The 23522-nt window shown below is 64.4% G+C and carries 24 protein-coding genes; 7 read left to right on the forward strand and 17 right to left on the reverse strand.

The features are described from left to right. Positions 1-727: 727 nt before the first annotated feature. Positions 728-1621 (reverse strand): LysR family transcriptional regulator, encoded by an 894-nt coding sequence (locus BLS74_RS32585; RefSeq protein ID WP_093112026.1) that lies wholly within the window; start codon positions 1619-1621, stop codon positions 728-730. Positions 1622-1654: 33 nt separating this feature from the next. Here BLS74_RS32585 and BLS74_RS32590 point away from each other — a divergent pair, with 33 nt between their 5' ends. After that, positions 1655-2524, forward strand: coding sequence for an NHL repeat-containing protein (locus BLS74_RS32590; protein ID WP_093112028.1), 870 nt, complete (start codon positions 1655-1657; stop codon positions 2522-2524). Next, positions 2521-2913 (forward strand): carboxymuconolactone decarboxylase family protein, encoded by a 393-nt coding sequence (locus BLS74_RS32595; protein WP_093112030.1) that lies wholly within the window; start codon positions 2521-2523, stop codon positions 2911-2913. Before BLS74_RS32590 ends, BLS74_RS32595 begins: the two co-directional genes overlap by 4 nt. Before the next feature lie 396 nt (positions 2914-3309). Here BLS74_RS32595 and BLS74_RS32600 read toward each other — a convergent pair whose 3' ends face one another. From BLS74_RS32600 to BLS74_RS32630, 7 genes are all read right to left on the reverse strand, one after another. Further along, entirely contained in the window at positions 3310-4332 is a 1023-nt protein-coding gene (locus BLS74_RS32600; protein ID WP_093112032.1) for an ABC transporter permease, read from the reverse strand. After that, positions 4329-5945 carry a sugar ABC transporter ATP-binding protein gene (locus BLS74_RS32605; protein ID WP_093112034.1) on the reverse strand — a complete coding sequence of 539 codons (1617 nt, stop codon included), beginning with the start codon at positions 5943-5945 and terminating at the stop codon, positions 4329-4331. The genes BLS74_RS32600 and BLS74_RS32605 overlap by 4 nt, the downstream gene beginning before the upstream one ends. A gap of 10 nt (positions 5946-5955) precedes the next feature. Further along, on the reverse strand, positions 5956-6951 hold the full coding sequence (locus tag BLS74_RS32610; protein ID WP_093112036.1) for a substrate-binding domain-containing protein: 996 nt from the start codon (positions 6949-6951) through the stop codon (positions 5956-5958). Between the two features lie 63 nt (positions 6952-7014). Continuing rightward, on the reverse strand, positions 7015-7509 hold the full coding sequence (locus BLS74_RS32615) for a VOC family protein (protein WP_170855803.1): 495 nt from the start codon (positions 7507-7509) through the stop codon (positions 7015-7017). A 28-nt stretch (positions 7510-7537) separates the two neighbouring features. Continuing rightward, positions 7538-7834, reverse strand: coding sequence for a putative quinol monooxygenase (locus BLS74_RS32620; protein ID WP_093112040.1), 297 nt, complete (start codon positions 7832-7834; stop codon positions 7538-7540). A 50-nt stretch (positions 7835-7884) separates the two neighbouring features. Further along, positions 7885-8172 (reverse strand): hypothetical protein, encoded by a 288-nt coding sequence (locus BLS74_RS32625; RefSeq protein ID WP_212733737.1) that lies wholly within the window; start codon positions 8170-8172, stop codon positions 7885-7887. Positions 8173-8188: 16 nt separating this feature from the next. Further along, a complete protein-coding gene (locus BLS74_RS32630; RefSeq protein WP_244504136.1) occupies positions 8189-9013 on the reverse strand; it encodes an NAD(P)H-dependent oxidoreductase in 825 nt (274 codons plus the stop codon). 93 nt (positions 9014-9106) lie between these two features. On the opposite strand from BLS74_RS32630, the gene BLS74_RS32635 reads away from it, so the two are divergent. The 4 genes from BLS74_RS32635 (at position 9107) to BLS74_RS32650 (ending at position 11700) form a co-directional block, all read left to right on the forward strand. Then, positions 9107-10027, forward strand: a complete 921-nt coding sequence (locus BLS74_RS32635) for a LysR family transcriptional regulator (RefSeq protein WP_093112044.1) — start codon at positions 9107-9109, stop codon at positions 10025-10027. A 216-nt stretch (positions 10028-10243) separates the two neighbouring features. Then, positions 10244-10435, forward strand: coding sequence for a hypothetical protein (locus BLS74_RS32640; RefSeq protein ID WP_093112046.1), 192 nt, complete (start codon positions 10244-10246; stop codon positions 10433-10435). Positions 10436-11077: 642 nt separating this feature from the next. Continuing rightward, on the forward strand, positions 11078-11299 hold the full coding sequence (locus BLS74_RS32645; RefSeq protein WP_093112048.1) for an AbrB/MazE/SpoVT family DNA-binding domain-containing protein: 222 nt from the start codon (positions 11078-11080) through the stop codon (positions 11297-11299). Continuing rightward, positions 11299-11700 carry a PIN domain-containing protein gene (locus tag BLS74_RS32650; RefSeq protein ID WP_093112050.1) on the forward strand — a complete coding sequence of 134 codons (402 nt, stop codon included), beginning with the start codon at positions 11299-11301 and terminating at the stop codon, positions 11698-11700. The genes BLS74_RS32645 and BLS74_RS32650 overlap by 1 nt, the downstream gene beginning before the upstream one ends. A gap of 364 nt (positions 11701-12064) precedes the next feature. On the opposite strand, the gene BLS74_RS32655 is transcribed toward BLS74_RS32650, so the two are convergent. The 4 genes from BLS74_RS32655 to BLS74_RS32670 form a co-directional block, all read right to left on the reverse strand. Next, on the reverse strand, positions 12065-12871 hold the full coding sequence (locus BLS74_RS32655) for an oxidoreductase (protein WP_093112052.1): 807 nt from the start codon (positions 12869-12871) through the stop codon (positions 12065-12067). Between the two features lie 62 nt (positions 12872-12933). After that, complete coding sequence (locus BLS74_RS32660; protein ID WP_093112054.1) at positions 12934-16023, reverse strand: efflux RND transporter permease subunit; 3090 nt, start codon at positions 16021-16023, stop codon at positions 12934-12936. Then, on the reverse strand, positions 16020-17135 hold the full coding sequence (locus BLS74_RS32665; protein ID WP_093112056.1) for an efflux RND transporter periplasmic adaptor subunit: 1116 nt from the start codon (positions 17133-17135) through the stop codon (positions 16020-16022). The genes BLS74_RS32660 and BLS74_RS32665 overlap by 4 nt, the downstream gene beginning before the upstream one ends. Positions 17136-17219: 84 nt before the next feature. After that, the gene (locus BLS74_RS32670) at positions 17220-17837 is read right to left on the reverse strand and encodes a TetR/AcrR family transcriptional regulator (RefSeq protein WP_170855804.1); all 618 of its coding nucleotides are present in this window, start codon (positions 17835-17837) and stop codon (positions 17220-17222) included. 88 nt (positions 17838-17925) lie between these two features. Here BLS74_RS32670 and BLS74_RS32675 point away from each other — a divergent pair, with 88 nt between their 5' ends. Next, positions 17926-19386: an efflux transporter outer membrane subunit gene (locus BLS74_RS32675; protein WP_093112060.1), complete on the forward strand. Its 1461-nt coding sequence runs from the start codon at positions 17926-17928 to the stop codon at positions 19384-19386. 137 nt (positions 19387-19523) lie between these two features. Here the strand turns inward: BLS74_RS32675 and BLS74_RS35615 are convergent, their stop codons facing one another. The 5 genes from BLS74_RS35615 to BLS74_RS32700 form a co-directional block, all read right to left on the reverse strand. Further along, positions 19524-19721 carry a DUF6351 family protein gene (locus tag BLS74_RS35615; RefSeq protein WP_093112062.1) on the reverse strand — a complete coding sequence of 66 codons (198 nt, stop codon included), beginning with the start codon at positions 19719-19721 and terminating at the stop codon, positions 19524-19526. An 8-nt stretch (positions 19722-19729) separates the two neighbouring features. Beyond that, positions 19730-20452 (reverse strand): DUF6351 family protein, encoded by a 723-nt coding sequence (locus BLS74_RS32685; protein WP_170855805.1) that lies wholly within the window; start codon positions 20450-20452, stop codon positions 19730-19732. Positions 20453-20725: 273 nt separating this feature from the next. After that, complete coding sequence (locus tag BLS74_RS32690) at positions 20726-21403, reverse strand: response regulator (protein ID WP_093112066.1); 678 nt, start codon at positions 21401-21403, stop codon at positions 20726-20728. Between the two features lie 84 nt (positions 21404-21487). Continuing rightward, the gene (locus tag BLS74_RS32695; RefSeq protein ID WP_093112068.1) at positions 21488-22822 is read right to left on the reverse strand and encodes an NAD(P)/FAD-dependent oxidoreductase; all 1335 of its coding nucleotides are present in this window, start codon (positions 22820-22822) and stop codon (positions 21488-21490) included. Positions 22823-22946: 124 nt separating this feature from the next. Beyond that, on the reverse strand, positions 22947-23522 hold a 576-nt coding region (locus tag BLS74_RS32700), incomplete at its 5' end, for an aldehyde dehydrogenase family protein (protein ID WP_139191808.1).

Consider the following 23522-nt stretch of genomic DNA (forward strand, 5'->3'; position numbering starts at 1 on the left):
ATCGCCGGCGTTGCCGAACTCGACGTTCTGCGCGAGAAGCTGCTTCGATTGCATGCCAAATTCTGCATTCGAGTTGGACGTCTGGTTGTGGGCCGGATGCTGCCACATCCGCGTCTGTGTCAGCGAGCCCATTCCTGCGGTTCTTTTTCGATAACAGCCGTTGGCCAACGAGCCCGAAGTCGTCTTTCGCCCGCGCAGGTCGCAACCTTTCGGAACCCTTGGTGCAGCCCAGTCAACGCGTCAATGCAATGACGAATCAGGTGAAATTGAATCGGCCACTAACAAGTAAAGCGTACAGCCGGCCCACGATTGCCGAAGGACCGGCATATGTCGCGTTTTTCGATGGCAGTGGCGATGCTGTCGACAGAGTCGGAGTTTTGCCACACAAAGATGCATTTGTCGCGATTTTGAGTCTCAACGGCGCGACACTACGCCTGCCGAGTTCAGGGGCGACCGAGGAGGATTGCGCCCATCTCGCAACTCGGAGAATCACTCCCGCAGGGTCGCGAGGGATGCCTTGTTCTTCGATGGATTGGCCAACCATTCCTTCGAATTGGACGGTTGGTTTGAATGTCAGCAGTTGGCCGCATTCTGCCGTAGAGCGCTGGCCTCGATGCGAAGTCCGGACGTCCAAGTGCGAACGCCAGTGCTCTCGAAGCGACAAGTTGGTCTCGGGGCTGTTGTCAATCCTCGAACTTGGCCAGAAGGCCCATGGCGCCCTTGGGGGCTAGTGCGAGGCGTCAGTTATGCCTGCCACTACGGTCAGCATGTCGCGCATTGCTTGCCGGTCCCTGAGCGTAGCCAGCCCGATGCCGACAGCCAGTTCGTCGCCCTCGACTAGAGACCGGTAGGCAACGCTCGCCCGTCTCAATCCAGTGAACGATTTGGGCAGTAGGGCCACACCACGTCCACTAGCCACTTCACCCAACAGAACGTGGTGGTCGGTCGGTTCCCTCAGCTTTGGCGGGGCAAAGCCATGGCGCGAGAAGACCTTCTGGCAGTGGTCGTAAAACGCGGGCTGCCGCGCGCGCTCGAACCAAAAGACCGATTCACGCGCCAGGTCCGCGAGACGAACCGCCTTGCGCTTCGCCAACTGATGGGAAGACTGCATCGCGACCACCATCGGCAGGCGGTCGAGTTCCAAGACATCCAACCCATGTGCATCTGTAGGGAGTGCTACGAACGCCGCATCCAATTTGCCGGCGCGAAGCTGGCGTACAAGCCTCGGCGAGGTGTCGGAAAAGGTTGACACGGCCGTTCCGGGATGAGTTGCTTGCACTCGTTGTGCCAGCCCACGGAACCAGGTCGGTTCCACTGCGCTAGTCAGGCCTAGCCGAAGCGTGGCCGGCAAGCCCTGGGTCGCGAGCTCCGCTTCAGCGTCGCGAAGCAACTTCCCGATGCTGCGCGCATAGGGCAGCAGTCTGTGCCCAGCGTCGGTGAGGTTCACGCCCTTCGTGTTGCGGTCGAACAGCCGTGTTCCCAACCGCTCCTCGAGTTCCCGAATCGCCCGGCTCAGCGGCGGCTGCGACAGGTGCAATGTCTCGGCCGCCTGACGAAAGCTCAGCGCATCCGCGACGGCAAGGAAGAACGCGAGTGAGCGGGAATCCAGGCGGGTTGACATATCAAAAAGGTATCACGAACTTGGTCATTCCGCATGCTGCAGGTCATCTCTACAGTGACCTACGTCAACTTCTTGGAGGACTTCATGACCCTTTCTCGCCACGTCGCAGCGGCCGGCCTCGCCGCCCTCGCCGCGGTATCTGCTATCGCCGGGCAGCCAGTGAAACCATGGAGCGCCGAATCCATACCAGGTACGTTCTCAGCGCCGACCGGCCTCGCGTATGACGCAAGCGGCAGCCTGTACATCACCGAATGGTCGGCCCATCGGGTGACCCACATCGACAAGACTGGCGCGAGAAAGGTCGTAACCGACCTGGTCCGTTCGCCCTCGGGCATCGCAGTTGGGCGCGACGGCGTCGTCTACGTGTCGTCCTACTCGGACGGAGTGGTCCATCGCCTGTCCCCCGGCGGCAGACCCCAGGTGTTTGTACGCGGTTTGCGCACTCCGGCAGGTCTCTCCATAGGCAGGGATGGCAACCTGCTCATTGCCGACCGGGGCCTCAATCAGGTCTTGCAGGCGGACGCATCTGGCACGACGCGAGTATTGGCGGATGGGCTTCCGACACCCGTCGGTGCAGTCGAGCTCGCTGATGGGACGCTGGTCGTTTCGAACTTTGCCGGCAGCGTTGTCGAGGTTCGGCCCGACGGCACGCAGAGTGAGCTGACTAGAAAACTCGGTGCACCAGCGGTCGGCATCGTGGCGGATGGGGCCGACGCGGTACTGGTGTCCGACTATGCAGGCACTTCGGTATGGCGCGTGACCCGCAGCGGCTCAGCCTCGACAGTGATTCAAGACCTCCGAAGCCCTGTGGCCATGGCCCGGTCCGCCGACGGCTCGGAAGTCGCCGTGGGCAACTGGGGCGACGGCACTGTGCGGCGGTACCGCAAAGGAGATGGTCAATGAGCTCCGAACGTTACGAACGCGGTTCGCGCATGTTGACTGCCGTGGATGGCCCTGCGGGCCAGGCGGTGGTCGAAGGGCTCGCGAAGTCGTTCCCGGACTTCGCGCGCTATGTGCTTGAATTCCCGTTTGGCGACATCTACGCACGGAAGGGGCTGGGCTTGCGTGAACGCGAACTGGCGACGGTGGCGGCGTTGTGCGCACTTGGCCATGCGTTGCCCCAACTGCGTGTGCACGTGCATGCTGCATTACACGTCGGCTGCAAACCGGAGGAGGTGGTCGAGGTGGTGATGCAGATGGCGGTCTATGCGGGTTTTCCGGCGGCGCTGAACGGACTGTCCGTCGTGCGGGAGGTTTTCGCAGAGTCAGGAATTCAGCTCCCACTGGCCTGAGGGCACACCGTCGGACGAACGACCGGTCCTGGCCGACTTCAGCTGTATGAGTGCGTCTCTCAGCCTACGTCCCCGGGGTTTCGCCGCGGGCCATTCGGAGACAGTCTTGCAGGCGCTGGATGAGAGCCTCCACTTCTTGTTCCCCCAGGTCAAGCGGGTCCCCATGCGAGCCGACCGCGATGAGGCAGACGGCGGCCCCATCGACCCAGACATCGAGGCGTTCTTGGGCTCCGGAAGCGGGCTGCTCTTTCAGCGGCACAGGGGGTCCTTGCTCATACGTTGACCAAATAAATTTCGGTATCCATCTTGATGGGGCACTCAGCGTACCGCCTGAATCAGCAGCTCCGTGGGAATGGCGGCTTCTGGCCGTCTGTAGCCTGTCGCCGCACAACTGCGTTACGCTGTTTTCCTCCCCCGCAGGGCCAGCCATCCGCTGGGCCGAGTGCCGACTAGCACGGCCAGCAGCACCACGATGCCGTTGGCCACGTCCTGGGCGTAGGAGTTGATCCCAAGCAACACCATCGCGTTGTTGAGCACGACGATGAAGAGACCGCCGAGCAGCGTGCCCAGCATCGAGCCCTTTCCGCCGAACAGGCTGGCGCCGCCGACGATCACCGAGGTGATGACCGCGAACTCAACGCCGTAGCCGATGTTCGGGTTGCCCGACCCCAGGCGCGAGGTCATCAGCAGGCCGCTGATTGCGGCCAGTCCGCCGGTCAGCGCGAACAGCAATGTGCGCGTGCGCTTGACCCGAATGCCCGCCAGGTGCGCGGCTTCCGCGTTGCCGCCGATGGCGTAGATCGAACGGCCGAAGGCAGTGCGCGCGGCGACCACTGCGAACACGGCGAAGGCCGCGAGCATGACCAGCGCCGGCACCGGCGCGCCGAGCACGGTGCCGCTGCCCCAGACCTCGAAGCCCGGCTCGAGGATCGGGACCGGAATCGCGTCGGTCATCAGCATCGCGGCCCCGCGCAGCGCGGAGAACATTGCCAGCGTCACGATAAACGACGGGATGTTGAACCAAGCACGAATGGCGCCGGCCCCGGCGCCGATCGCACTCCCGAGCGTGACCACCGCGAGCGCGGCACCCCACAAAGGCAGGTGAAACGAGGCCGTGAGCACACCGAACAGCGCCGAGGCGAAGGCGATCGCCGAGCCAACGCTGACGTCGATCTCGCCGGCCACGATGACCAGCGTCATGCCGTAAGCGACGATGCCGGTGAACGCGACCTGCCGCAGCACGTCGAGGAGGTTGCCGGCCGTCGCGAAGTTGGGCGCGAATAGCGCCGCCAGCGTGCACAGCACGGCGAGTGCGACGAGCAGACCCTTTATCTCGGCATCCAGGTGCATGCGCCGCGTCGGCGCAACCGGCGTGCGGATGGCGGCGCCGGGCGCCAGGGTTTCGATGTTGATGCTCATCTCGTCTCCAGTCTTGTTGATGAAACCGCACTGCCCATCGTGATCGTCATCACTTCGGCCAGGTCGGTGTGGGCGACCTCGCGCTCACCCACGATCGCGCCGCCCTTCATCAGCAGCAGGCGATCGCAGAACAGCATGAGCTCTTCCATTTCGGAGGACGCGACGAGCACCGCAGTCCCCTGTGCCGCCAAGTCTTCGAGCAGCGCGTAGATCTGGTGCTTGGCATCGATGTCGACGCCGCGGGTCGGCTCGTCGAGCAGGAATACCTTCACGTCGGCGTTGACGCAGCGGCCGAGCACGACCTTCTGCTGGTTGCCGCCCGACAGGGTGCGCACCGGGTCCGACAGGCTCGCCAGCTTGATCGACATGCGCTCGGTCGCCCGTTGCGCAAGCCGCCCCTCTCGGCGCCGTGACAGCAGCGCGCGGTGCACGACCTTGTGCAGGGCCGACAGCACGAGGCTCTTCGAGATGCTCATGTCGAGCACCAGCCCTTCCTTCTTTCGGTTCTCGGGCACGAGGCCGACGCCGTGGCGGATCATGGCGCGCGGCGAGCGGTCCGCCGGTGCCTCGCCGAAGATCTCGATTCGACCAGCCGCGACCGGATCGAGCCCGTAAATCGCCCGCATCAGTGCGGTGCGGCCGGCGCCGAGCAATCCCGCGAGTCCGACGATCTCGCCTTCGCGCAGCTCGAAGCTCACGCCCTTGAGCTTGGTCGCGGTCGCAAGGCCGTTAACTTTGAGCGCGACCCGGCCGGGCGAGCGCGCCGGACGCCGACGTTGCGCCTCCGCGCCGATCCCGCTCGTGCCGCCTGTCATGCGCCGCACGATCTCTGCGGTGGGGGCCTCCGCGATAGGCAAGGTGTCGATGTGGCGTCCATCGCGCAGCACGGTCACGCTGTGCGCGATACGCGGGATCTCGTCCATCCGGTGTGATACATAGATCACTGCCACACCGCGCGCCGACAGAAGGCGCAGCGTTCGCAGCAACATCTCCACTTCCGAGGCCGGCAGCGAGCTGGTGGGCTCGTCCAGGATCAGCAGGCGCGGGTTGAAAGACAGGCCGCGCGCGATTTCCACCAGTTGCTGCTGCGCGATCGACAGGCTGCGCACCTTGGCAGCCGGGTCGATCTCCACACCGAACTCGGCCAGCACGCCGGCGGCTTCGCGGCGCAGCGCTGCAGGATCGACCCATCCCCCGCGCCGGTGGCCGCCCCAGCGGCCCAGCAGGATGTTCTCGGCGACACTCATTTCGGGCACCAAGCTCAGCTCCTGGTGCACCGTGGCCACGCCCAGAGCGTTGGCTTGCCCCGGCGCGAAGACCTCGACCGGGCGTCCGGCGATCGCGAGCGTGCCGGCATCGGGCGCTTCGGCGCCACAGAGGATGTTGACCAGCGTGGACTTGCCCGCGCCGTTCTTGCCGAGCAACGCCCGGATCTCGCCGGTTGCCACGGTGAAGTCGACGCCCTGCAGCGCCTGGACGCCGAAGTAGCCCTTCTTCAGCCCCCTCGCTTCAATTGCAGGCGGGGGAAACCGGTCGGTAGAAACACGCGCGTCCAGCGCACTGGGCGGCAGGGTTGATGCGGCGCGCACATCAGCTTCCAAAACGGTGGGCATGCCACTCGCCTCAGCGGCGGTCGGCGGCGTACTTCTGCGCCGCGGCCGGGTTGTCCTTGCTGAAGCTCGGCGAGCCGGCGACCTGGTAGAAGTCGCCCACCGGTTGCCCGCGCGCCGCCTGGACGGCCGCCTCGAGGCCGCGCGCGCCGAGGCTGCGCGGGTCTTGCCCCGTCGTCCAGTGGACGATGCCGTCCGGCGCGGCGATCAGTTGCGCCACCTGGGTGTTGATGTCGATGCCAAACACCGCGACCTTGCCGGCCAGGCCCTTGGCCTTGATGGCTTGCGCCGCCGCTATCACTGCATCCTCGTTCTCGGCGATGAAGACGTTGGCATCAGGATGGGCCGCGAGCATCGAATCCGCGATCGGCCGGGCCTTGTCGGCGAGAAAGCCTTCCTGCTCGGCCAGAATCTGGATGTCCGAGCCGGCGAGGTTTTGGTTCAGCCCCTTGCGCCGTTCCTTGCAGACGTCGTAGGACTCGCAAGTCAGCATCAGCACCCTGGCCTTGCCGCCCAGCCTGGCCTGGATGTATGCGGCGGCCTGTTTGCCGGTGGTGGCGCCCAGCTCCAGGTTGTCGCTCTTGACGAAGGCCCGCACCAGTTCCTGGTCGTCCGGAGCGTTGACGCAGGTGGTGTAGCAGACCACCGGAATGCCCGCGGACCTAGCCAGGCGCAGAGCTGCCAGCGAGCCGGTCGGCGACACAGCCGACAGCAGGATGGCGTCGACCTTGCGCGTGATGAACGTCTGCACAAATTGCGCCTCCTTGGTGGTGTCCACGTTCGCGTTCTGGATCAGCAGCGTGGCGTTGTTCTTCCTCGCGACTTCCTTCATGCCCTTGCGCGCTTCGGCGAAGTGCGGGTTGGGGAACAGCTCGATCACGCCGATCGTCAACGGCTTGGGATTCGCCTGTGCCAGCGCTGCCGAGGCGGCGCCGAGTATCACGATGGCCGCGAGTCCGCGTCGCATCAGGGTGTGGATGGCGCGCGATGCGCTCGTCTTCGTGTTCATGTTTGCTGTCTCCTGTCTCGTTTGAATTCAATGGGGTCGGGCCCGCGCTCGGGCGCCGCGGGCTTACGCCGTCTCGAAGCGTCGATAGGCATCGGGATCGAACCACTCCGAGCCCGCCTTGACCCCGTTGTCGGGGTCCACCGCCACGCCGTCGCGCTCCTCATGGGCCGAATGGAAGTTCAGCTCGAACTGGATGCCGTTGGGGTCGTAGCAGAACAGCTGCCAGAGAGGGAAGCCCGGCACGGCGCGCTCGCGGTAGGGCACGCCCAGCGTGCGGCAGCGCTCGCGCGTCGCGGCAAATCCGTGGGCCGACAGCGCGATGTGGTCGATCGCACCGCTGCCCGTGGGCACGCGGCCGTCGCCGCCGAGCGCGGCCGGGCCGGTATAGATGTGGAAGATCGAGCCGCCGTGCGGCGTCTCGAGCTGCATCCAGTAGCCAGGAAACTCGAACGGCGGTCGCGGCGATTCGGACATGCCGAATACCTGCGCGTAGAAGCGCCGGGTCGCCTCGGGCCGGCCGGTCTTGATGGCGATGTGGAAGAGGCTGGTGGCGGGCAAGATTGTGTCTCCGTGGGTTGCATCACGCTCAAGTGCCCGGCCGCACGACCCGGCCCTCGAACAGCGTCCAGTACTCCGCCATTTCGGGGACCGTGGCCTTGTAGCGTTCGACGTGGGCCGATGCCATGTGGCGGTCCCACAGCGCGCGGCTTTCCCACTGCTCGGTGAAGATCCAGCTCTGCCCGTCCACCGATTCGTTCATCTCGTAGCGCAGGCAGCCTTCTTCTGCCAGCGTGGGCAGCAGCAGCGCCTTGAGGACTTTGCGGAAGGCGTCGGCCTGGCCCGGCCGGGCCTTGGCGCTGCCGACGATGACAAGGGTGGACATGGGATGAGTGCTCCTGATGGTTGTGGGTGTTGGGGCATGGCTCGCTTCGGTTACGCCTGCGCGGGCGCGAACAGGGACTCGAAGGCCACGAAGGGTTTGAGCGGGCAGTACTGCACGTCGAGCAGGTCCTCGGCCACGTATGGCAGCGATTCGACGAAGCGCTGCACCTCGTCCAGCGTGCCAGTCTCCAGCTCGAGCACCGCACCGGCGCCCTGCTGCAGTCCATGCGCCGCGCGCACGATGCCATTGGCCACGCCTTGCCACACCGCAAGTACTTCGGCCCGCGAGAGCCGCGCCAGCGCGTCGGCGGCGGCGTCCGGGCGCCGGGTCAGAGTCACGAGGGTCTTCATCGCCTCAGGCCTCGACACCAACGGCCCGCGTCACCGTTTCCTGGTCCGCGACGTGCGCGAGCAAGCCGCTCTGGCCGACGGCAACATGGCTGGCCAGCACATGCTGGTCCGGATAGTCGCCGCCGTTCTGCGGGCGGAAGGGAATCGGCGCATCGTCGAACAAGCCCTCGAGACGCAGGCGCCAGGCTGCCTTGGCCGCGGCCATGTCTTGCGCGCCGAGGCGTACAGCACCGTAGACCGCGTGGGTGGGCAGCACGTCGAAGCCGGGGAAGTAGAGCGACCCGTGCGTGATGGGAAAGAGCAACTGCTCGAGCGGCCCGTTGATGCCGCGTGGCGAATAGTCCTTGGCCGGCCCCCCTACCGCGACCGACAGCACGGCGCGCTTGCCCTTGAAGGCGCCGTCGCCGTAGCGATACTGGTTGCCGGCGTTCTTGTAGCCGTAGGCGAGCCCGTAGGCCCAGACCCGGTCGACCCAGCCCTTCATGATGGCCGGCATGCCGTACCACCAGAGCGGGAACTGGAAGATCACCGCGTCGGCTGCGAGGACCTTCTCCTGCTCGTCAGCGATGTCAGGGGACTGGCGCTCGCTCGCGTAGGAATGGCCGGACTCATCAATGAAGGACAGTCGCTCGGTCTGTGCACGCATCGGAAAATCGCGTTCGTCAAACACCGCCTTCCAGTGCATCGCGTACAGATCCGACTCCAGCACCTCGTACCCGAGCTGCCGCAGCGTCTGCCGGGACACATCAACCAGTCCCTGCGTCACCGACGTAGGTTCGGGGTGCGCATGGACGATCAGGATCTTCTTTTTCTTTCCGTTTGACATCATCAATTCACTTTCCATCGTTGTGCTTGGAGCCGAAGTCTCGGCGGCGCCGCGCCATCTGTGAAATCACGAAACTGTTCCGCTGCCATTTGTCTGATGGATAGCCAAACGCGCCTCAACCTGTTCGTCACGCTGGAGGCGCTGCTGGTCGAGCAGAACGTGACGAAGGCGGCCGCCCGCCTCCACCTGAGCCAGCCCGCGGTCAGCGCGCAGCTGAGCCGGCTGCGGGACGTGTTCGACGACCCGCTGCTGCTGCCGGCACAGCGCGGCATGACGCCAACCGCCAAGGCCGTCGAGTTGCTCGACCCGCTACGCCAGGCGCTCGACCAAGTGCGGTCCACCGTCGCCCACCGCGCGTTCGACCCGGCGACGGCCAGCCTGACCGTGGCGATCGCCTGCACCGACTACCTGCACGCGGCGGTCATCAAGCCACTGGTCGTGGCGCTGCGGACGAAGGCGCCAGGCGTGCGCGTGGCGCTGCGCAACCTCGACCTGGCGCAGCTCGAAGCACAGATGTCACGCGGCGACGTCGACCTGGCGCTGATGACGCCCGAAGCCGCACCGCCGAGCCTGCGCACGCGGCATCTCTTCGACGAGCGCTACGTGCTGATCGGCCGGCGCGGCCATCCGCGGCTGCGCGCCGGGATCACGGCCAAGGCCTTTGCGCAGATGGAGCATGTCGTCGTGTCGCTCGCGGGCGGCGGCTTCGTCACTCCGGTGGACGACGCGCTGGCGGCCTTCGGCCTGCGCCGCGATGTGGTGCTGTCGGCGGCGTCTTTCCTGTTCGTACCCGAGATCGTGTCGCAGTCCGACTTCGTGGCGCTGGTGCCGGAACGGCTGGTGCGCGAGCGTGCCGACATGTTGCAGCTGATCGACCCGCCGTTCCCTGTGGAAGGCTTTGCGGTCGGCATGGTTTGGCATGAGCGCAGTCATGCGCATGCCGGACAGCGCTGGGTCCGCGAGACCATTGCTGCGTCGATCGATCTACGAAGCGACGTCCCGCGCAACGAAGGCTAAAGCTGCGTTAGCTGGCCGACAATCTGGCCTAGGTTGGCCGGAGCCGTGCCGAACACCGGCTTGGCCCGCCTGACCGGGAATGCCGCAAGACCGCGACGCACCAATTGCCGATCGTAAGGGGGCACGCCGCACACGAGACGCAAGGACCGGGTCTTGGCCCACCTTTAGCCAGCGCGGGAGCGCCCTTATGGCACCAACGGCAAAAATTGGACGGTCATGCCGAACTTCTGCTTTTGGCCGTTCGGTGACTTTGACGAAGGTCAGCTTCTCTTGATGCTGAAGGACCGCACTCTGGGCATCGATCGCCACGAGCTCACGAAACCCCATGATGGTGAACCGCGGTGGAACGCCGGCCTGGCGGGCGGCAGCCTGTTCCCTAACCTGCGCGGTGAGCGCATAACGAAGTAGACGCTCCAGCATCGTGGTCGAGTAGACGTCGGCACCGACCGCCACATTGCCATCCGCGTCGATCGATCTGCCGAGGTACGTGCGGGTAGCCCAGTCGTACTGCGTGTCCGCGATAAAGTTCCGAAGTCGGTTCAGGGTCGCATGAAGCCGTACCTTTCAGGGCTCCCTTCGATCATGTGCTCCGCGCTCTTATCTTTCCCAACGGCCACGCAGGTCCAGCAACCCGAGCGAGCACCGCATCCACCTTTCTGCTTTGAAGCAGCAGCAGCAGCCCCTGTTCCCTGCCATTACTGTCTGAGACATGCGCCCCTGGGATCCGCAACCGCAGCAGGCGGCACGAGGCCGGCGAAGTCTGAGACAGCCAGCGCAGCGGCCGTCGCTAGATGTCCGGCTGCGCATAAAAGCCTGGGGCAGCAAAGCAGCGGCGGGTTGTTCAGCGCGCAAATCCGCCCACGCTATCCGCCCGCCCGTACGTCGGCTTAGGGCCCCATCCGGATCGCTCCGAAGCAGCCCTCCGGGGAGTCAAGGCAAGGTAGCCATCGCTTTGCCGTCTTTGCCGTCTTTGCCGTCTTTGCCGTCTTTGCCGTCTTTGCCGTCTTTGCCGAAGCATGCATTACAATGGAGTCAAAAGTAAGGATTTCTATGACTGAGTCCACCATCACTGCCAAAGGCCAAACCACGGTGCCCGCCGATGTGAGGGCGCTTGTGCATGCCAAGCCTGGAACCCGGTTGGTCTGGTCCGTGACGCCAGACGGTACGATCATCGTTCGGGCCAAGACCAAATCTATCCTCGACATGGCTGGAATGCTGAAGGCCCCGAAAGGCAAGCGGGTTGGCGTCGAAGAGATGAATCCCTGGCGCTGATGCCCGCACTCGACACCAACGTCCTGGTGCGCTATGTCGTGCAAGATGACGAGGCGCAGTTGGCCGCGGCGAGACGGCTCATCCGCAAGTGCGTAGCCGAAGGTCAGACTCTTTTCGTGCCGGTAACGGTCACGCTCGAACTCGAATGGATTCTTCGCGCGAGTTTCGAATACGAAAAGGGCGAAGTGATGGAGGCACTGTCTAACCTGTTCTCGGCAGCCGAACTTACCTTTGAGTCGGAGCGTGCCCTTGAAGTTGCACTGCAGCTGTACCGCAACGGCATGGCCGATTTTGCTGATTGCCTGCACATCGCCCTGGCGGCGCAGGCAGGAGAAACGCCATTGTGGACGTTCGACAAGCGGGCGGCCAAGGTGAGCGGCGCAAAGCAGATGGCCCGCTGACGGTGCCGTGCCACGGGCAATTTGCTGTCAGAGGAATGCGCAACATGGCGCATGGCTTCATGTGCCGACCGGATCCTGGTTCTCCAGCGCCTCGCTGCAGCGAGCGGGTTCCCAATTCACATCCATCGGCCCTGCAGATATACATGCCTGAAGACCCCAAGATCGGCGCGGATTGGAAGCGAATTCGCCAGAGCAGGAGGAGGTGCGCGAATGGGCTTTGGTCCTTGGCTGCAATCTGCCGTCTCTTTCCTGCAGGGACGCGCACTTTCCGAACAACTTTCGTGATGCCTACCAGTCGATGGTCCGTCGAGTCATGGGTTTTCCTTTGTCGGGCTGCCGGTGGCATGCTTCTGGGCGAGAGGTTTCAGGCGAGCCCGAGCGTCTTTCTCAGGCTCGCATCGACTGGGCCAGCAGGCATGAAGCGGCGCAATTTGCTCAAGAGGGATGCCTGTCCGGCCGGAGTGCGGCGCATGCGCCAAGTGCCAAGCGCCGCTTCGACAATCGTGATTGCCACGCCATCGGGTTCAGGGGCGCCGTTGACACTGTCAGCGATAGAGCGCGATGCGATGTCACGTTCGCGGTCATAGTCGTCGATTTTCGACTTTGCCTGAGGCGAATTGGCTTCCAGATTGGTCCTGGTATAGGACGGTTCGACCAGCGTTACGCGGATGCCGAACTGGCGCACCTCATGATCCAGGGTTTCGGACAGTCCCTCCACAGCATGCTTGGAGGCCGAATAAAGCCCCATGTACGGTGCCGGCAGAAAGCCGAGCACGGAGCTGACATTGACGATCCTTCCGCGACGTTGCGCTCGCATGTGCGGGAGTACCGCTTGTGTAGTGCGCAATATGCCGAATACGTTGATGTCGAATAGCGATGCGGCCTCGCTGGTGGTTGTTTCCTCCACCGCGCCGATCATGTTCATTCCCGCGTTGTTGACAAGTACGTCGATACGGCCGGTCTGGTCGATGATCAATTTAATTCCGCGTTGAACGGAAGCCTCGTTGAGAACATCCATCTCGACAAGTTCGACACCGGGTAGTGGGACCGCTTTGCTGGCGCTGCGCACGGTGCCGAAAACGCGGCAACCCCGCTTGGCAAACTTCTCGGCGGCGGCACGTCCGATGCCCGATGACACACCGGTAATGACTACAACTGTCGAATTCAACATGGCAGTTCCTTTTCAGTACACATGGATAGAGATAGAGAGCGGAGCAACGTCGCGGACCATATTCATGTCGGCTTCTCCACCAAAGACCTGCTGCCGGTGCCGGACCTGATCCTGAACCAGATGGAGTACATGGCCGGCAGGAACACCAGGGTCAGAACCGTCCCTGCAAGGGTCCCGCCTATGAGCGTGTAGGCGAGCGCCCCCCAGAACACCGAATGGGTCAGCGGAATAAAGGCCAGGATTGCAGCCAAGGCAGTCAAGATCACCGGTCGAGCACGCTGCACCGTTGCCTCGACAACCGCGCGGAATGGGTCCAATCCCGCCTGTTCGTTGTGGTGGATCTGCCCGATCAGTATCAGCGTGTTGCGCATCAGGATTCCCGACAACGCAATCAGGCCGACCAGCGCATTGATGCCGAATGGCTGCTGGAACAGAATCAGAGTTGGCACCACACCGATCAGCCCCAGTGGGCTGGTCAGGAAGACCATGACCATCGCGGAGATCGAGCGCACCTGCAGGATGATGATGAGCAGGGTGATTGCCAGCATGATGGGGAAGAGCGGCAACATCGCGACCGTCGCCTTGCCCGATTCTTCGATGGAGCCAGCCTCCTCAATGCGGTAGCCGCTCGGCAGTTTCTCCATGATGGGCTGGAGCTGCCGGGTGATGGCTTCCGACACGTCCGGCGGCTGCAAGCCATCGGCGATGTCGCCCCGGACCGTGATCGTCGGCATTCGGTCGCGCCGACGCATGATCGGTTCCTCCGTGCGCACATCGACCTTGCCCACCTGTGACAGCGGTATACGCTGCCCGTTGGCCCCAGCCAGCGTGAAGTCTCCGATCCTGGCCGGGTCGAGCCTGATGTCGCCGGCCGAGCGTGCCACGACCTGTACCGTGCGAATATCCTCGCGCACTGCAGTGACAGGTATGCCGCTGAGCAGGAATTGCAGTTGTTGCGCCACCGAACTGGAGGTCAGCCCCACAGCCTGCAGTCGGTCCTGCTGCGAGGTGAGGTGCAGCGTGGGCGCGCGCGTGCCCCAGTCAGTGTTTACCGTGCGCATCATCGGACTGGCATCCATGACCTGCTGCACGTCAGCGGCGATTTTGCGCAACTGGTCCGGATGAGGGCCAGTGACCCGGTAGGCAACCGGGTACGGCGAGTACGGGCCGAATACGAGTTGGGTAACGCGCAAGCGCGCCTCAGGGGCGAGACCATCGGCGATTGCCTGTCGCAGTCGGTGTTTCAACGCCTCGCGCTCGTCCTGGTTGTCCGTGCGCACCACGATCTTGGCGAACGCCGGATCGGGCAGCTCCGGTTCCATCGAGAAATAGAAACGTGGCGCACCCTGGCCGACGTAGGCGGTGACGATCTTGGCTTCCTCTTGTTTGGCTAGCCAGTCTTCCACCTTCGCCGTGGCGGCGCTGGTCTGGGCGATCGACGTGCCATAGGGCATCTGCACCTCGATCAGCACTTCAGGGCGATCGGAGATCGGGAAGAACTGCTTCTTGACCACCGCCATGCCGAGTACGGCCAAGACGAAGAGGCCCACTACCGAACCGGCGACCAGCCACTTGCGCGTGATGACGCGCTCCAGCAGTTGACGGAAGCGGTTGTAGCGAGGCGTGTTGTAGAGCGCGTCGTGGCCGCCTTCGACCTTTTTGAAGTCGGGCAGCAGCTTGACGCCCAGGTAGGGTGTGAAAATCACTGCGACCACCCACGAAGCGATCAGCGCGATGCCGACGATCCAGAACATGTTGCTGGTGTACTCGCCCGCAGTGGATCGGGCGAAGCCATTGGGCATGAAGCCGACGGCAGTGACCAGCGTGCCCGAGAGCATTGGCGCTGCGGTATGGCTCCAGGCATAGGCGGAGGCAGCGACGCGGCTGTATCCCTCTTCCATCTTCACTACCATCATTTCGATGGCGATGATGGCGTCGTCCACCAGCAGTCCCAGCGCCAGGATCAGGGATCCCAGGGTGATGCGGTCAAAATTCTTGCCGGTCGCGAGCATCACCACGAAGACCATCGCCAGTGTCAGCGGCACGGCCGCGGCGACCACCAGGCCCACGCGCCAGCCCATGCTGACGAAGCTCACCAGCATGACCACCAGCAGTGCGGCGAAGAACTTGACCATGAACTCATCGACCGCAGCGCTGATGTTTACCGCTTGGTCCGTCACTTTGGTCAGGCTCATGCCCAGCGGCAGCGCGGCGTTGATTGCGCTGACCTCGCTATCCAGGGCCTTGCCCAGGTCGAGCCCGTTCCAGCCGTCGCGCATGACAATGCCCAGCAGCAGGGCCGGCTCGCCGCCGTTGCGAATCATGAAGGTCGCCGGGTCTTCATAGCCGCGCTTGACCGTGGCGATGTCCGATAGCTTCAGCGTGCGCCCCTGCGCCACGACGGGCGTGTTGCGGATCTTCTGTAGCTCGTCGAAGGCGCCGTCCAGGCGAATGAACACCTGCGGTCCCTTGGTCTCCAAGGAGCCGGCCGGCGTCAGGACATTCTGGCTGTTGAGCGCGGCGAACACGTCCTGGGGAGCGACACCCAATGTCGCCAAGCGCTCGTGCGAGAACTCAACATAGATGCGCTCCGACTGCTCGCCGACGATATTGACCTTCTTCACGCCCGGCACGTGCAACAGCCGCTGGCGCAGCGTCTCCGCGTCGCGTACCAGCAAGCGCTGTGGTTCACCCTTGGCCTTGAGCGCGAACAAGGCGAAGGTCACGTCGGAGTACTCATCGTTCAGAAACGGCCCCATCACGCCGGGCGGCAGGTTGCGCGCCTCGTCGCCGAGCTTCTTGCGGGCCTGGTAGAACTCTTCCTGCACTTGCGACGGGGGAGTGCTGTCCAGCAAAGTCAGGGTGGTGAAGGCGAGACCAGGGCGGGTGTAGGTCTCGGTGCGGTCGTACCAGCGCAGTTCTTGCATGCGCTTTTCGATCTTCTCGGCGACCTGATCCTGCATCTCCTGCGCGGTGGCGCCGGGCCAGGCAGTGATGATCGTCATCACCTTGATCGTGAACGCCGGGTCTTCGGCGCGGCCCAATTTGAAGAACGAAACGAGTCCCGCCAACGAGATCAGGCAGATCAGGAACAAGATGATGGAGCGCTCGCGTACGGCGAGCGCAGACAGGTTGAAACGGCCTTCGCTCACGGACGTGTTCCCCCGGTCACAGCGGCGGCGGCCTGGTCGGCCACTCGCACCACCTCTCCTTCGCGCAGAAGGTGTGCGCCCAGCGCGACTATCCGGTCGCCTTGCTTGAGCTGACCGGCGATGCGTGCGCCGTCGTCATCCAGGCGCTGGACGGCGACCGGCTGCCAGCTAACTTTCGCTGGCTCGCCATTGATGACCCACACCCCCGGTCCCGTGCCAGCGTCGAACAGGGAGCCAATCGGCACCTGCAAGCCGTCTTGCACGGAGGAATGTCCATCCGGAATCTGGATGGTGACTGTGGTGCCCAATGGCGCGTTGGCCAGTTCTCCCTCGAGCACATATCGCGCCTCGAAAGTGCGGGTCAGTCGGTCCGCGGCATCCGAGAGCTGCCGGAGCTTGGACGCAACACTCACGCCTTCTTTGCCGAAGAGGGTGGCTTGCCCAATGGAACCGACCACGGGGCGCATGGTTTCCGGCAACTGGATAACGGCCTCGCGTCGCCCGACGTGAGCCAAGCGCATCACGGCTTGTCCCGCGTTCACGACTTGGCCGGGTTCGGCCAGCGTTTCCATGACGACGCCATCGGCATCGGCCACCAGCTCCGCATAGCGGATCGCATTGCGAGCGACTTCGGCCTGGGCTTCGGCCGCGCTGAGCTGGGCTTTGGCAGCATCCGCCGCAGCCTTGATCTGGTCGTAGGCCGAGGCGGATATTGCCCCGGTGCCGCGCAGGTCGCGGTAGCGCTTTTCTTCGTCCGCCGTCTGCTGCGCCCGCGCTCGCGCGGCGGCGACCGCTTCTTGCTGTGCACGCGCAGCAAGCTTCAGATCGACGGGATCGATGCGCATGAGCGGCTGGCCGCGTTTGACGGTTTGCCCGCCATCCACAAGCCGCTCCAGCACCTTGCCGGAGACGCGAAACCCCAAGTCGCTCTGCACCCGGGCGGCTACGGTTCCCGTGAACGAGCGTGACGCGGGGGTTGCCCCCTGGACGATTGCGGCACGCACCAGCAGTGCCTCTGTGCGCGGATCGGTCGCTGCCTTTTCGCCGCATGCAGCGAGCGCAAACGGCAATGCGCAGATGACGGTAGAGGCAAAGAGGCGGCGCCGGAGCATGAGAGTCCCATCGACTGGATGATCAGGACCCCGATTGTGGTTCTTGTGACCAAACTAGTCAATAGTCACATGCAACTCCCTGCGTCATGGCGACAGGCTGCGCAGCACCAGGCTGGACAGGTGCGCCGGCGCCTCCTCGGCATACTCAGAGCTGCTCTTCAACAGCAAAGGATGGAGGTAGGGGCGCATGACCAGGTAGATCGCCATCGCCGTCTCGTCCAGGGGCGTTTTGCGCTCGAAATCGCCCGTCTGCCGACCTTCCTGCAAGATGTCCCGAAGCAACTTCTGAATGCGTTCTTCATAGGCAAGCACCGACTGCCAGCGCTCTGTAGCGGCCGATGCGGCAATCTCGTAAAGCTTGGGGTCCTGGAAGAACAGGCGCAGGCTCGCCTCTGCGATCGCCTTGAACATCCGCCGCAACTTCTCCGGCGGCAGACCGGTCTCTGCCACAGCCGCACCGACCTCGGTTTCGATCTTGCGCAGACAGTTTGCGCAGATCATCTCGCCAATGGCTTGCTTGGACTCGAAGAACTTGTAGATGTAAGCCTTGGAGAAGCCGATGGCCTTGGCGAGATCGGAGACGGTCGTTTTCTCGTAGCCGTAGCGGCTGAAGTGCTCGGTAGCCGCGACAACGATTTGATCTCGCACCTCGTGGTCGGCCGGACCACGGGCCGAAACGGGATAAGTACTTGTTTTCGTCATGGGCTCCAGCTTACGCCAGTGGCAGTGATTGAACAACTTGTGACCCTTTGGTAATATAGTCACTATGCTTCTCTATGAAGGAAATCCGATGCCGGCCAAACATGCCCTTGCCGCATTCATTCTTGCTAGCCTGTCGACGGGCTGCGCTGTCGGACCCGATTACGCCCGGCCCGGGGTGCCCCTGCTGGAGCGGTTCCAGGGTCCGGCTGCAGGAAATCACCGGTACGCGACCGCCAGTACCGAGCTCGCCGCATGGTGGACGGGTTTCGGTGATCCGCAACTGACTCGATTCGTGATGCTCGCGCAGGAACAGAACCTTGATCTCGCGCAGGCATCCGCTCGCGTCGCTCAAGCGCGTGCCGGCCTCGGCGCGGCGGATGCCGCGCTGCTGCCTTCGGGCAATGTCACCGGCCAAGCGGCCAGAGCCTACCAATCCGTCGAAACCCCCTTGGGGCAAGTGCTGAATTCGACACCCGGATTCAACCGCTACGGCAATGCCTACGAGGCCAATGTCGGCGCGGGCTGGGAACTGGACTTGTTCGGAGGCCTGCGGCGTGGACGGGAAGCGGCGCTCGCCGAGTACCAAGCTTCGGAAGCTGGCGCGGCGGCGACGCGATTGGCCGTGGCGGCACAGACTGCTGACATCTACATCAGCATCCGTGGATTGCAAACCCGTCTGAAAGTGGCCCAACAACAAGTGCACAAGCAGCAGGAACTGCTCTCAACCATCGAGCTTCTTTATGGCAAGGGGTTGGCGGCCGAACTTCAAGTAAGGCAGGCCGAGGGAGCGCTTGCCCAAGTTCGGGCCTCCGTACCGGAGCTCGAGGCGGGTCTGGACGCGGCCATGAACGCACTCGATGTGATGCTGGGCTCGCCGCCCGGCACGCATCGGGCGGAGCTGGCTGAAGCCGGCGTCATCCCGGTCGCCCCGCAGATCGCGGCCACCGGATCGCCGGGTGAGTTGCTCAGGCGCAGACCTGACCTGATCGTGGCCGAGCGTCGCCTCGCCGCCTCGAACGCGCGTATCGGTATCGCCATTGCCGAGTACTACCCCAAGCTCTCCCTGAGTGGATTGATTGGCAGCGCGACATCGGTGTCAGGTGGCAATCTCTTCACCAGTGGCGCCAGTCAGGCGGCCGGGGTGCTGGGACTGCGCTGGCGTCTGTTCGATTTCGGGCGCATCAACGCGCAGATCAACCAGGCCAAGGGCCAAGAGGCCGAGATGTTGGCTGCGTATCGGCTGGCCGTACTACGGGCAACTGAGGATGTAGAAAATGCCTTTTCGGCCCTGGTCAAGCGCGAGGAGCAGGCTGCCCTACTCGCCCAGGGAGTGGATTCGCTCGGCCGCGCGCGAGGAGCTTCGTTTGCGGCATATCAAAAAGGTGTCGTCAGTCTGATCGAAGTCCTGCAAGCCGACGAAAACTTGCTGCGTGCCGCCGATGCGCGAGCCCGGGCGCAAACGGAATCAGCACGCGCCGCGGTCACTGCCTTCAAGGCACTCGGTGGTGGCTGGCAACCCAGCAGATCCGAAGCGGTGGCAATCCGATAGCAACATGCCCGCAAGCGGCGGGAAAGCCGATTCACCGGGTGCTCTTCCCCACTCTCCACCACGCTTATCAAACAGTGTCTTTGGGTCTGCCGACGGTCCCCGAGCCAAGCAGGAGTCGCTGGACCCAGTGCAGGTGGTCAGAAGGCCACCGATCCCGGCTCGGGACCGATCGGCACGCCGCCCGATCCAGCGTTGAAATTGGTGAACTGCCATTCCGGAGTCTGACCGACGCCCGGCATCGACCAATCGCACACTCCCAAGGGGAACACGGCCGCCAGGCGCGCCAGTTGGGGTGCGCTGAACGCAACGGCTCCGTAGTCGGGGCTGGTCGGCAACAAGGGCTTCAACTGGCATTGGTAGACGTCCTCGGCGGTCGGACCACCTGCACCCGCCGTGGCGACAAGGTCGGCTTCAATGGACAGGCCGGATCCGTCAAGGCCAGCTCAGCGGCCAGCTCGGCATCGGTGGCGCCGGTCGTCGTGAAGCACCCGTCCTTGACATCCGAGGGCTTGTTGCCGATGACCTTTGCTTCGACAGGCAAGTCGCTGGTGTCCCTTTCCATGGCCGAGAGCCAGCGGTTCATCATCCTGAAAGACTGGGCCGTCAGGGCTGCGCCTGGAAAAACGCTGCTTCCGCGGATGAAATGGTCGGCATGGTTTCCGTTGGCCGCATCCAGGCGCGCTCGCGCTTGGTAACTGCGCCACGTCGTGTGAATGTCCGCGCCTCTTTCGGGCCGCAGGTCGATGATGGGGACCTTCGCAAGGTTCCTTGCGTTGCTGTGCAGGCCGCTGCGATAGATCTGCGGCAAGAGATCGGGCAATGCCCGGAAGCGCGAAGCCGGGATGGTCGGCGTCGCGGCCGAACCACCGGTCCAGACCATGTCGCTCGTGTAGGCCCCGACGCTTTCGTTGAGCTGGACGAATTGTTCGGCCGATATCGCACCGTCCTGCAGTGCCTTGAGCCCATAGACGCGGCCGGCACCAGGAAGACCGTGTTCTTCGACTTCGACGATGCCGGCCCGGGCTTCTTGGCCTACGACCGCGTGCGCCGCGCGTTCCTTCTGCATCGTCAACGAATCCACTTCTTCAGAGCGAAGCCCAAGCTCCGCCTTACTTCGTCGAGCGCATCGCGTCAGCGACCGGGCGCCAAAGTAGGACGAGGCGCAGATCAGACAAGCCCAAGAAGTTGAGCCCGGGCCTTTTCGTAAGCTCGTCGCCCGGTGCGGCGATATGACCAACATACCTGTAGCGCTTCGCCTCGCGACTGGCACCTGAATTTTCTTATTGCCTGGGAGGCGTTGCACCGAAGCTCTGGAATTGACCGGGCCTGGCGCTACAACTCAAGCCGAAATCTTTTCCAGGTAGTAGCAGCCGAGCCCGCGAACCGTTGCCACACGCACCGGCCCCTTTTCGATCTTCTTGCGCAGGCGATGGATGTACACCTCGATCGCATTGAGGCTCACCTCCTCGCCCCATTCGCACAGGCGCTCCACCAACTGGTCCTTGCTGACCGGCCGCCCCGCGCGCTGCAGCAGCACCTCGAGCAGGCTCAGCTCCCGGGCCGAAAGGTCCACCATCTTGCCGTCGAGCGTGGTCAATCGGCTAACCTGATCGTAGACCAGCGGGCCATGCCTGATCGCGTTGCCGGAGATGCCCATGCTGCGTCGCGAAAGCGCGCGTACGCGCGCTTTGAGCTCCTCCAGGCTAAAGGGCTTGGCCATGCAGTCGTCGGCGCCGTTGTCCAGGCTCTTGACGCGCTCCTCAACGCTGTCTGGCCCGGTGAGTACAAGCACCGGTAGGTGCGACCCGCGGGCACGCAGGCGCTTGAGGATCTCGAGGCCGTGCATGGTGGGCAGGCCGAGATCGAGGATCATTAGGTCGAACTCGCTATACGTGATGAGGGTCGTATCGGCCTCCGAGCCATTGGTCACGTGATCAATCACGGCGCCCGAGGCACGCAGGCTGCGCAGGATCGAGTCGGCCAGCACCTGATCGCCTTCCGCGACAAGAATTTTCATGGTGGTCTCTTACGTTGATCCCCTACCACCGCTCACGGAGTTGCACGAGCCGCCAACGATTGACAGGTGCTCTCATGCAACACCTCAATGCAGCTTGACGTGCGGCTCGGTGCGCCGCGTGATGAGCCGGGCCAGCGTGTCGAGCGAGACCTTGATCACGCCGTGCAGCGCGAGCTCGTGCATCTTGTAGAGCGACACGTACATCAGCCGCGCGAAGGCGCCTTCGACCATCAGGCTGCCGCCGATCAGGCCGCCCATCATGTTGCCGACCGTGCTGTACTCGCCGAGCGAGACCAGCGAGCCGAAGTCGCGGTAGCGGTAGTCCTTCAGCGGCTTGCCTGCCAGCCGGCGGCGGATCTGCGCGGCGACGTGCGAGGCCTGCTGGTGCGCGGCCTGCGCGCGCGGCGGCACCAGGCCGCCCTTGCCGCCGTTGGCCTCGGGCCAGGCGCAGGCGGCGCAATCGCCGATGGCGAAGATGTCGTCGTCGCGCGTGGCCTGCAGCGTCGGGCGCACCGCGAGCTGGTTGCTGCGGTTGGTTTCCAGGCCCGCGATGTCCTTCAGAAAGTCAGGCGCCTTCACTCCCGCGGCCCAGACCACCAGCTCGGCCGGCAGCGTGCGGCCGTCGGCCAGGCGCACGCCGGCGGGCAGCACCTCCGCCACCTTCGCCGAGGTGTGGACGTCGACGCCGAGCTCGCGCAGCAGGTCTTCGGTGGCCTTCGACAGGCGCGGCGGCAGCGCCGGCAGCACGCGGTCGGCGGCTTCGATCACGCTGACCTGGATGTCCTTCTCGGCATCGACCCGATCCAGCCCGTAGGCCACGACCTCGCGCGCGGTGCGGTGCAGCTCCGCCGCCAGCTCCACGCCGGTGGCGCCGGCGCCGATGATCGCCACGTGCAGCTGCTCGGGCCGAAGCGGCGCCGTCTGCGCATGCGCGCGGATGCAGGCGTTGACCATGCGCATGTGGAAGCGCTGTGCATCGGCCTTCGATTCGAGCCTGAGCGCGTGCTCGCGCACGCCGGGCGTGCCGAAGTCGTTGCTGAGGCTGCCGATGGCGATGACCAGCGTGTCATAGCCGAACACGCGGTCGGGCGTGACCTCCTGGCCCTCGTCGTCGAGGTAGGGCGCCACGCGCACCTCGCGCCGCACGCGGTCGATCGCGGTCAGCTCGCCGAGCCGGAAGCGGAAGCGGTGCCAGTGCGCCTGCGCGAGGTAGTCCACTTCGTGTGCGCTCAGGTCCATGCTGCCCGCGGCGATCTCGTGCAGCTTGGGCTTCCACACGTGGGTGCGGTGCTTGTCGATCAGCGTGATGTCCGCCATGCCGCGCTTGCCCAGCGTATCGCCGAGGCGGGTGGCCAACTCCAGACCGCCGGCGCCGCCGCCCACGATGACGACGCGGTGCTTGGACAAGGGGCTGTTCATGGCTGACGGCTCGTACAGGCGCGGGGGCACTTCCAGTACGGCCGGGCCACGACGACCGGTAGGTTCGCCGGACTCGGCCACGTTGTGGAGGCGTGCGAGCATTCCAGGCCGAGGCCCAGCGCTGCTACAGCTGCCCCTGACACACGTACTTGATGTGCAGATAGTCGTCGAGGCCGTGCACCGAGCCCTCGCGTCCGTAGCCTGAGGCCTTCACGCCGCCGAAGGGTGCGGCCTCGGCGGCCAGCGCGCCCTCGTTGACGCCGACGATGCCCGTCTCCAGCGCCTCGGCCACGCGCCAGATCCGGCGGACATCGGTCGAGTAGAAGTACGCCGCCAGGCCGAAGGGCGTGTCGTTGGCCGCCGCGATCACCTCGGCTTCGCTGTCGAAGCGCGTGATCGGCACCACCGGGCCGAAGGTCTCCTCGCAGCTGCAGGCCATGGCGGCATCGGCGTTCACCAGCACCGTGGGCGCGTAGTAGTTCGGCCCCAGGTCCGCAAGGCGCCTTCCGCCGGTGAGCACTTTGGCGCCCTTGGCGACCGCGTCCTGCACATGGCGCTCGATCTTCTCGACCGCGCGCGCATTGATCATCGGGCCGATCTGCGAATCGGGCTCGGTGGCCGGGCCGACCTTGAGTGCGCCGACCCGTGCGGCCAGCTTGTCGACGAAGGCGTCATGCACCTTGGCTTGCACGAACACGCG

The organism is Variovorax sp. CF079 (assembly GCF_900101545.1).
GTDB lineage: Bacteria > Pseudomonadota > Gammaproteobacteria > Burkholderiales > Burkholderiaceae_C > Variovorax.

Bases quoted from the DNA above. Each gene is read 5' to 3' on its own strand.
- BLS74_RS32585 (WP_093112026.1), bottom strand. From the start codon at position 1,621: ATGTCAACCCGCCTGGATTCCCGCTCACTCGCGTTCTTCCTTGCCGTC.
- BLS74_RS32635 (WP_093112044.1), top strand. From the start codon at position 9,107: ATGGATAGCCAAACGCGCCTCAACCTGTTCGTCACGCTGGAGGCGCTG.
- BLS74_RS32685 (WP_170855805.1), bottom strand. From the start codon at position 20,452: ATGCAGAAGGAACGCGCGGCGCACGCGGTCGTAGGCCAAGAAGCCCGG.
- BLS74_RS32690 (WP_093112066.1), bottom strand. From the start codon at position 21,403: ATGAAAATTCTTGTCGCGGAAGGCGATCAGGTGCTGGCCGACTCGATC.
- BLS74_RS32600 (WP_093112032.1), bottom strand. From the start codon at position 4,332: ATGAGCATCAACATCGAAACCCTGGCGCCCGGCGCCGCCATCCGCACG.
- BLS74_RS32645 (WP_093112048.1), top strand. From the start codon at position 11,078: ATGACTGAGTCCACCATCACTGCCAAAGGCCAAACCACGGTGCCCGCC.
- BLS74_RS32675 (WP_093112060.1), top strand. From the start codon at position 17,926: ATGCCGGCCAAACATGCCCTTGCCGCATTCATTCTTGCTAGCCTGTCG.
- BLS74_RS32620 (WP_093112040.1), bottom strand. From the start codon at position 7,834: ATGTCCACCCTTGTCATCGTCGGCAGCGCCAAGGCCCGGCCGGGCCAG.
- BLS74_RS32655 (WP_093112052.1), bottom strand. From the start codon at position 12,871: ATGTTGAATTCGACAGTTGTAGTCATTACCGGTGTGTCATCGGGCATC.
- BLS74_RS32670 (WP_170855804.1), bottom strand. From the start codon at position 17,837: ATGACGAAAACAAGTACTTATCCCGTTTCGGCCCGTGGTCCGGCCGAC.
- BLS74_RS32610 (WP_093112036.1), bottom strand. From the start codon at position 6,951: ATGAACACGAAGACGAGCGCATCGCGCGCCATCCACACCCTGATGCGA.
- BLS74_RS32590 (WP_093112028.1), top strand. From the start codon at position 1,655: ATGCTGCAGGTCATCTCTACAGTGACCTACGTCAACTTCTTGGAGGAC.
- BLS74_RS32650 (WP_093112050.1), top strand. From the start codon at position 11,299: ATGCCCGCACTCGACACCAACGTCCTGGTGCGCTATGTCGTGCAAGAT.
- BLS74_RS32695 (WP_093112068.1), bottom strand. From the start codon at position 22,822: ATGAACAGCCCCTTGTCCAAGCACCGCGTCGTCATCGTGGGCGGCGGC.
- BLS74_RS32605 (WP_093112034.1), bottom strand. From the start codon at position 5,945: ATGCCCACCGTTTTGGAAGCTGATGTGCGCGCCGCATCAACCCTGCCG.
- BLS74_RS32630 (WP_244504136.1), bottom strand. From the start codon at position 9,013: ATGATGTCAAACGGAAAGAAAAAGAAGATCCTGATCGTCCATGCGCAC.
- BLS74_RS32595 (WP_093112030.1), top strand. From the start codon at position 2,521: ATGAGCTCCGAACGTTACGAACGCGGTTCGCGCATGTTGACTGCCGTG.
- BLS74_RS32640 (WP_093112046.1), top strand. From the start codon at position 10,244: ATGCCGAACTTCTGCTTTTGGCCGTTCGGTGACTTTGACGAAGGTCAG.
- BLS74_RS32665 (WP_093112056.1), bottom strand. From the start codon at position 17,135: ATGCTCCGGCGCCGCCTCTTTGCCTCTACCGTCATCTGCGCATTGCCG.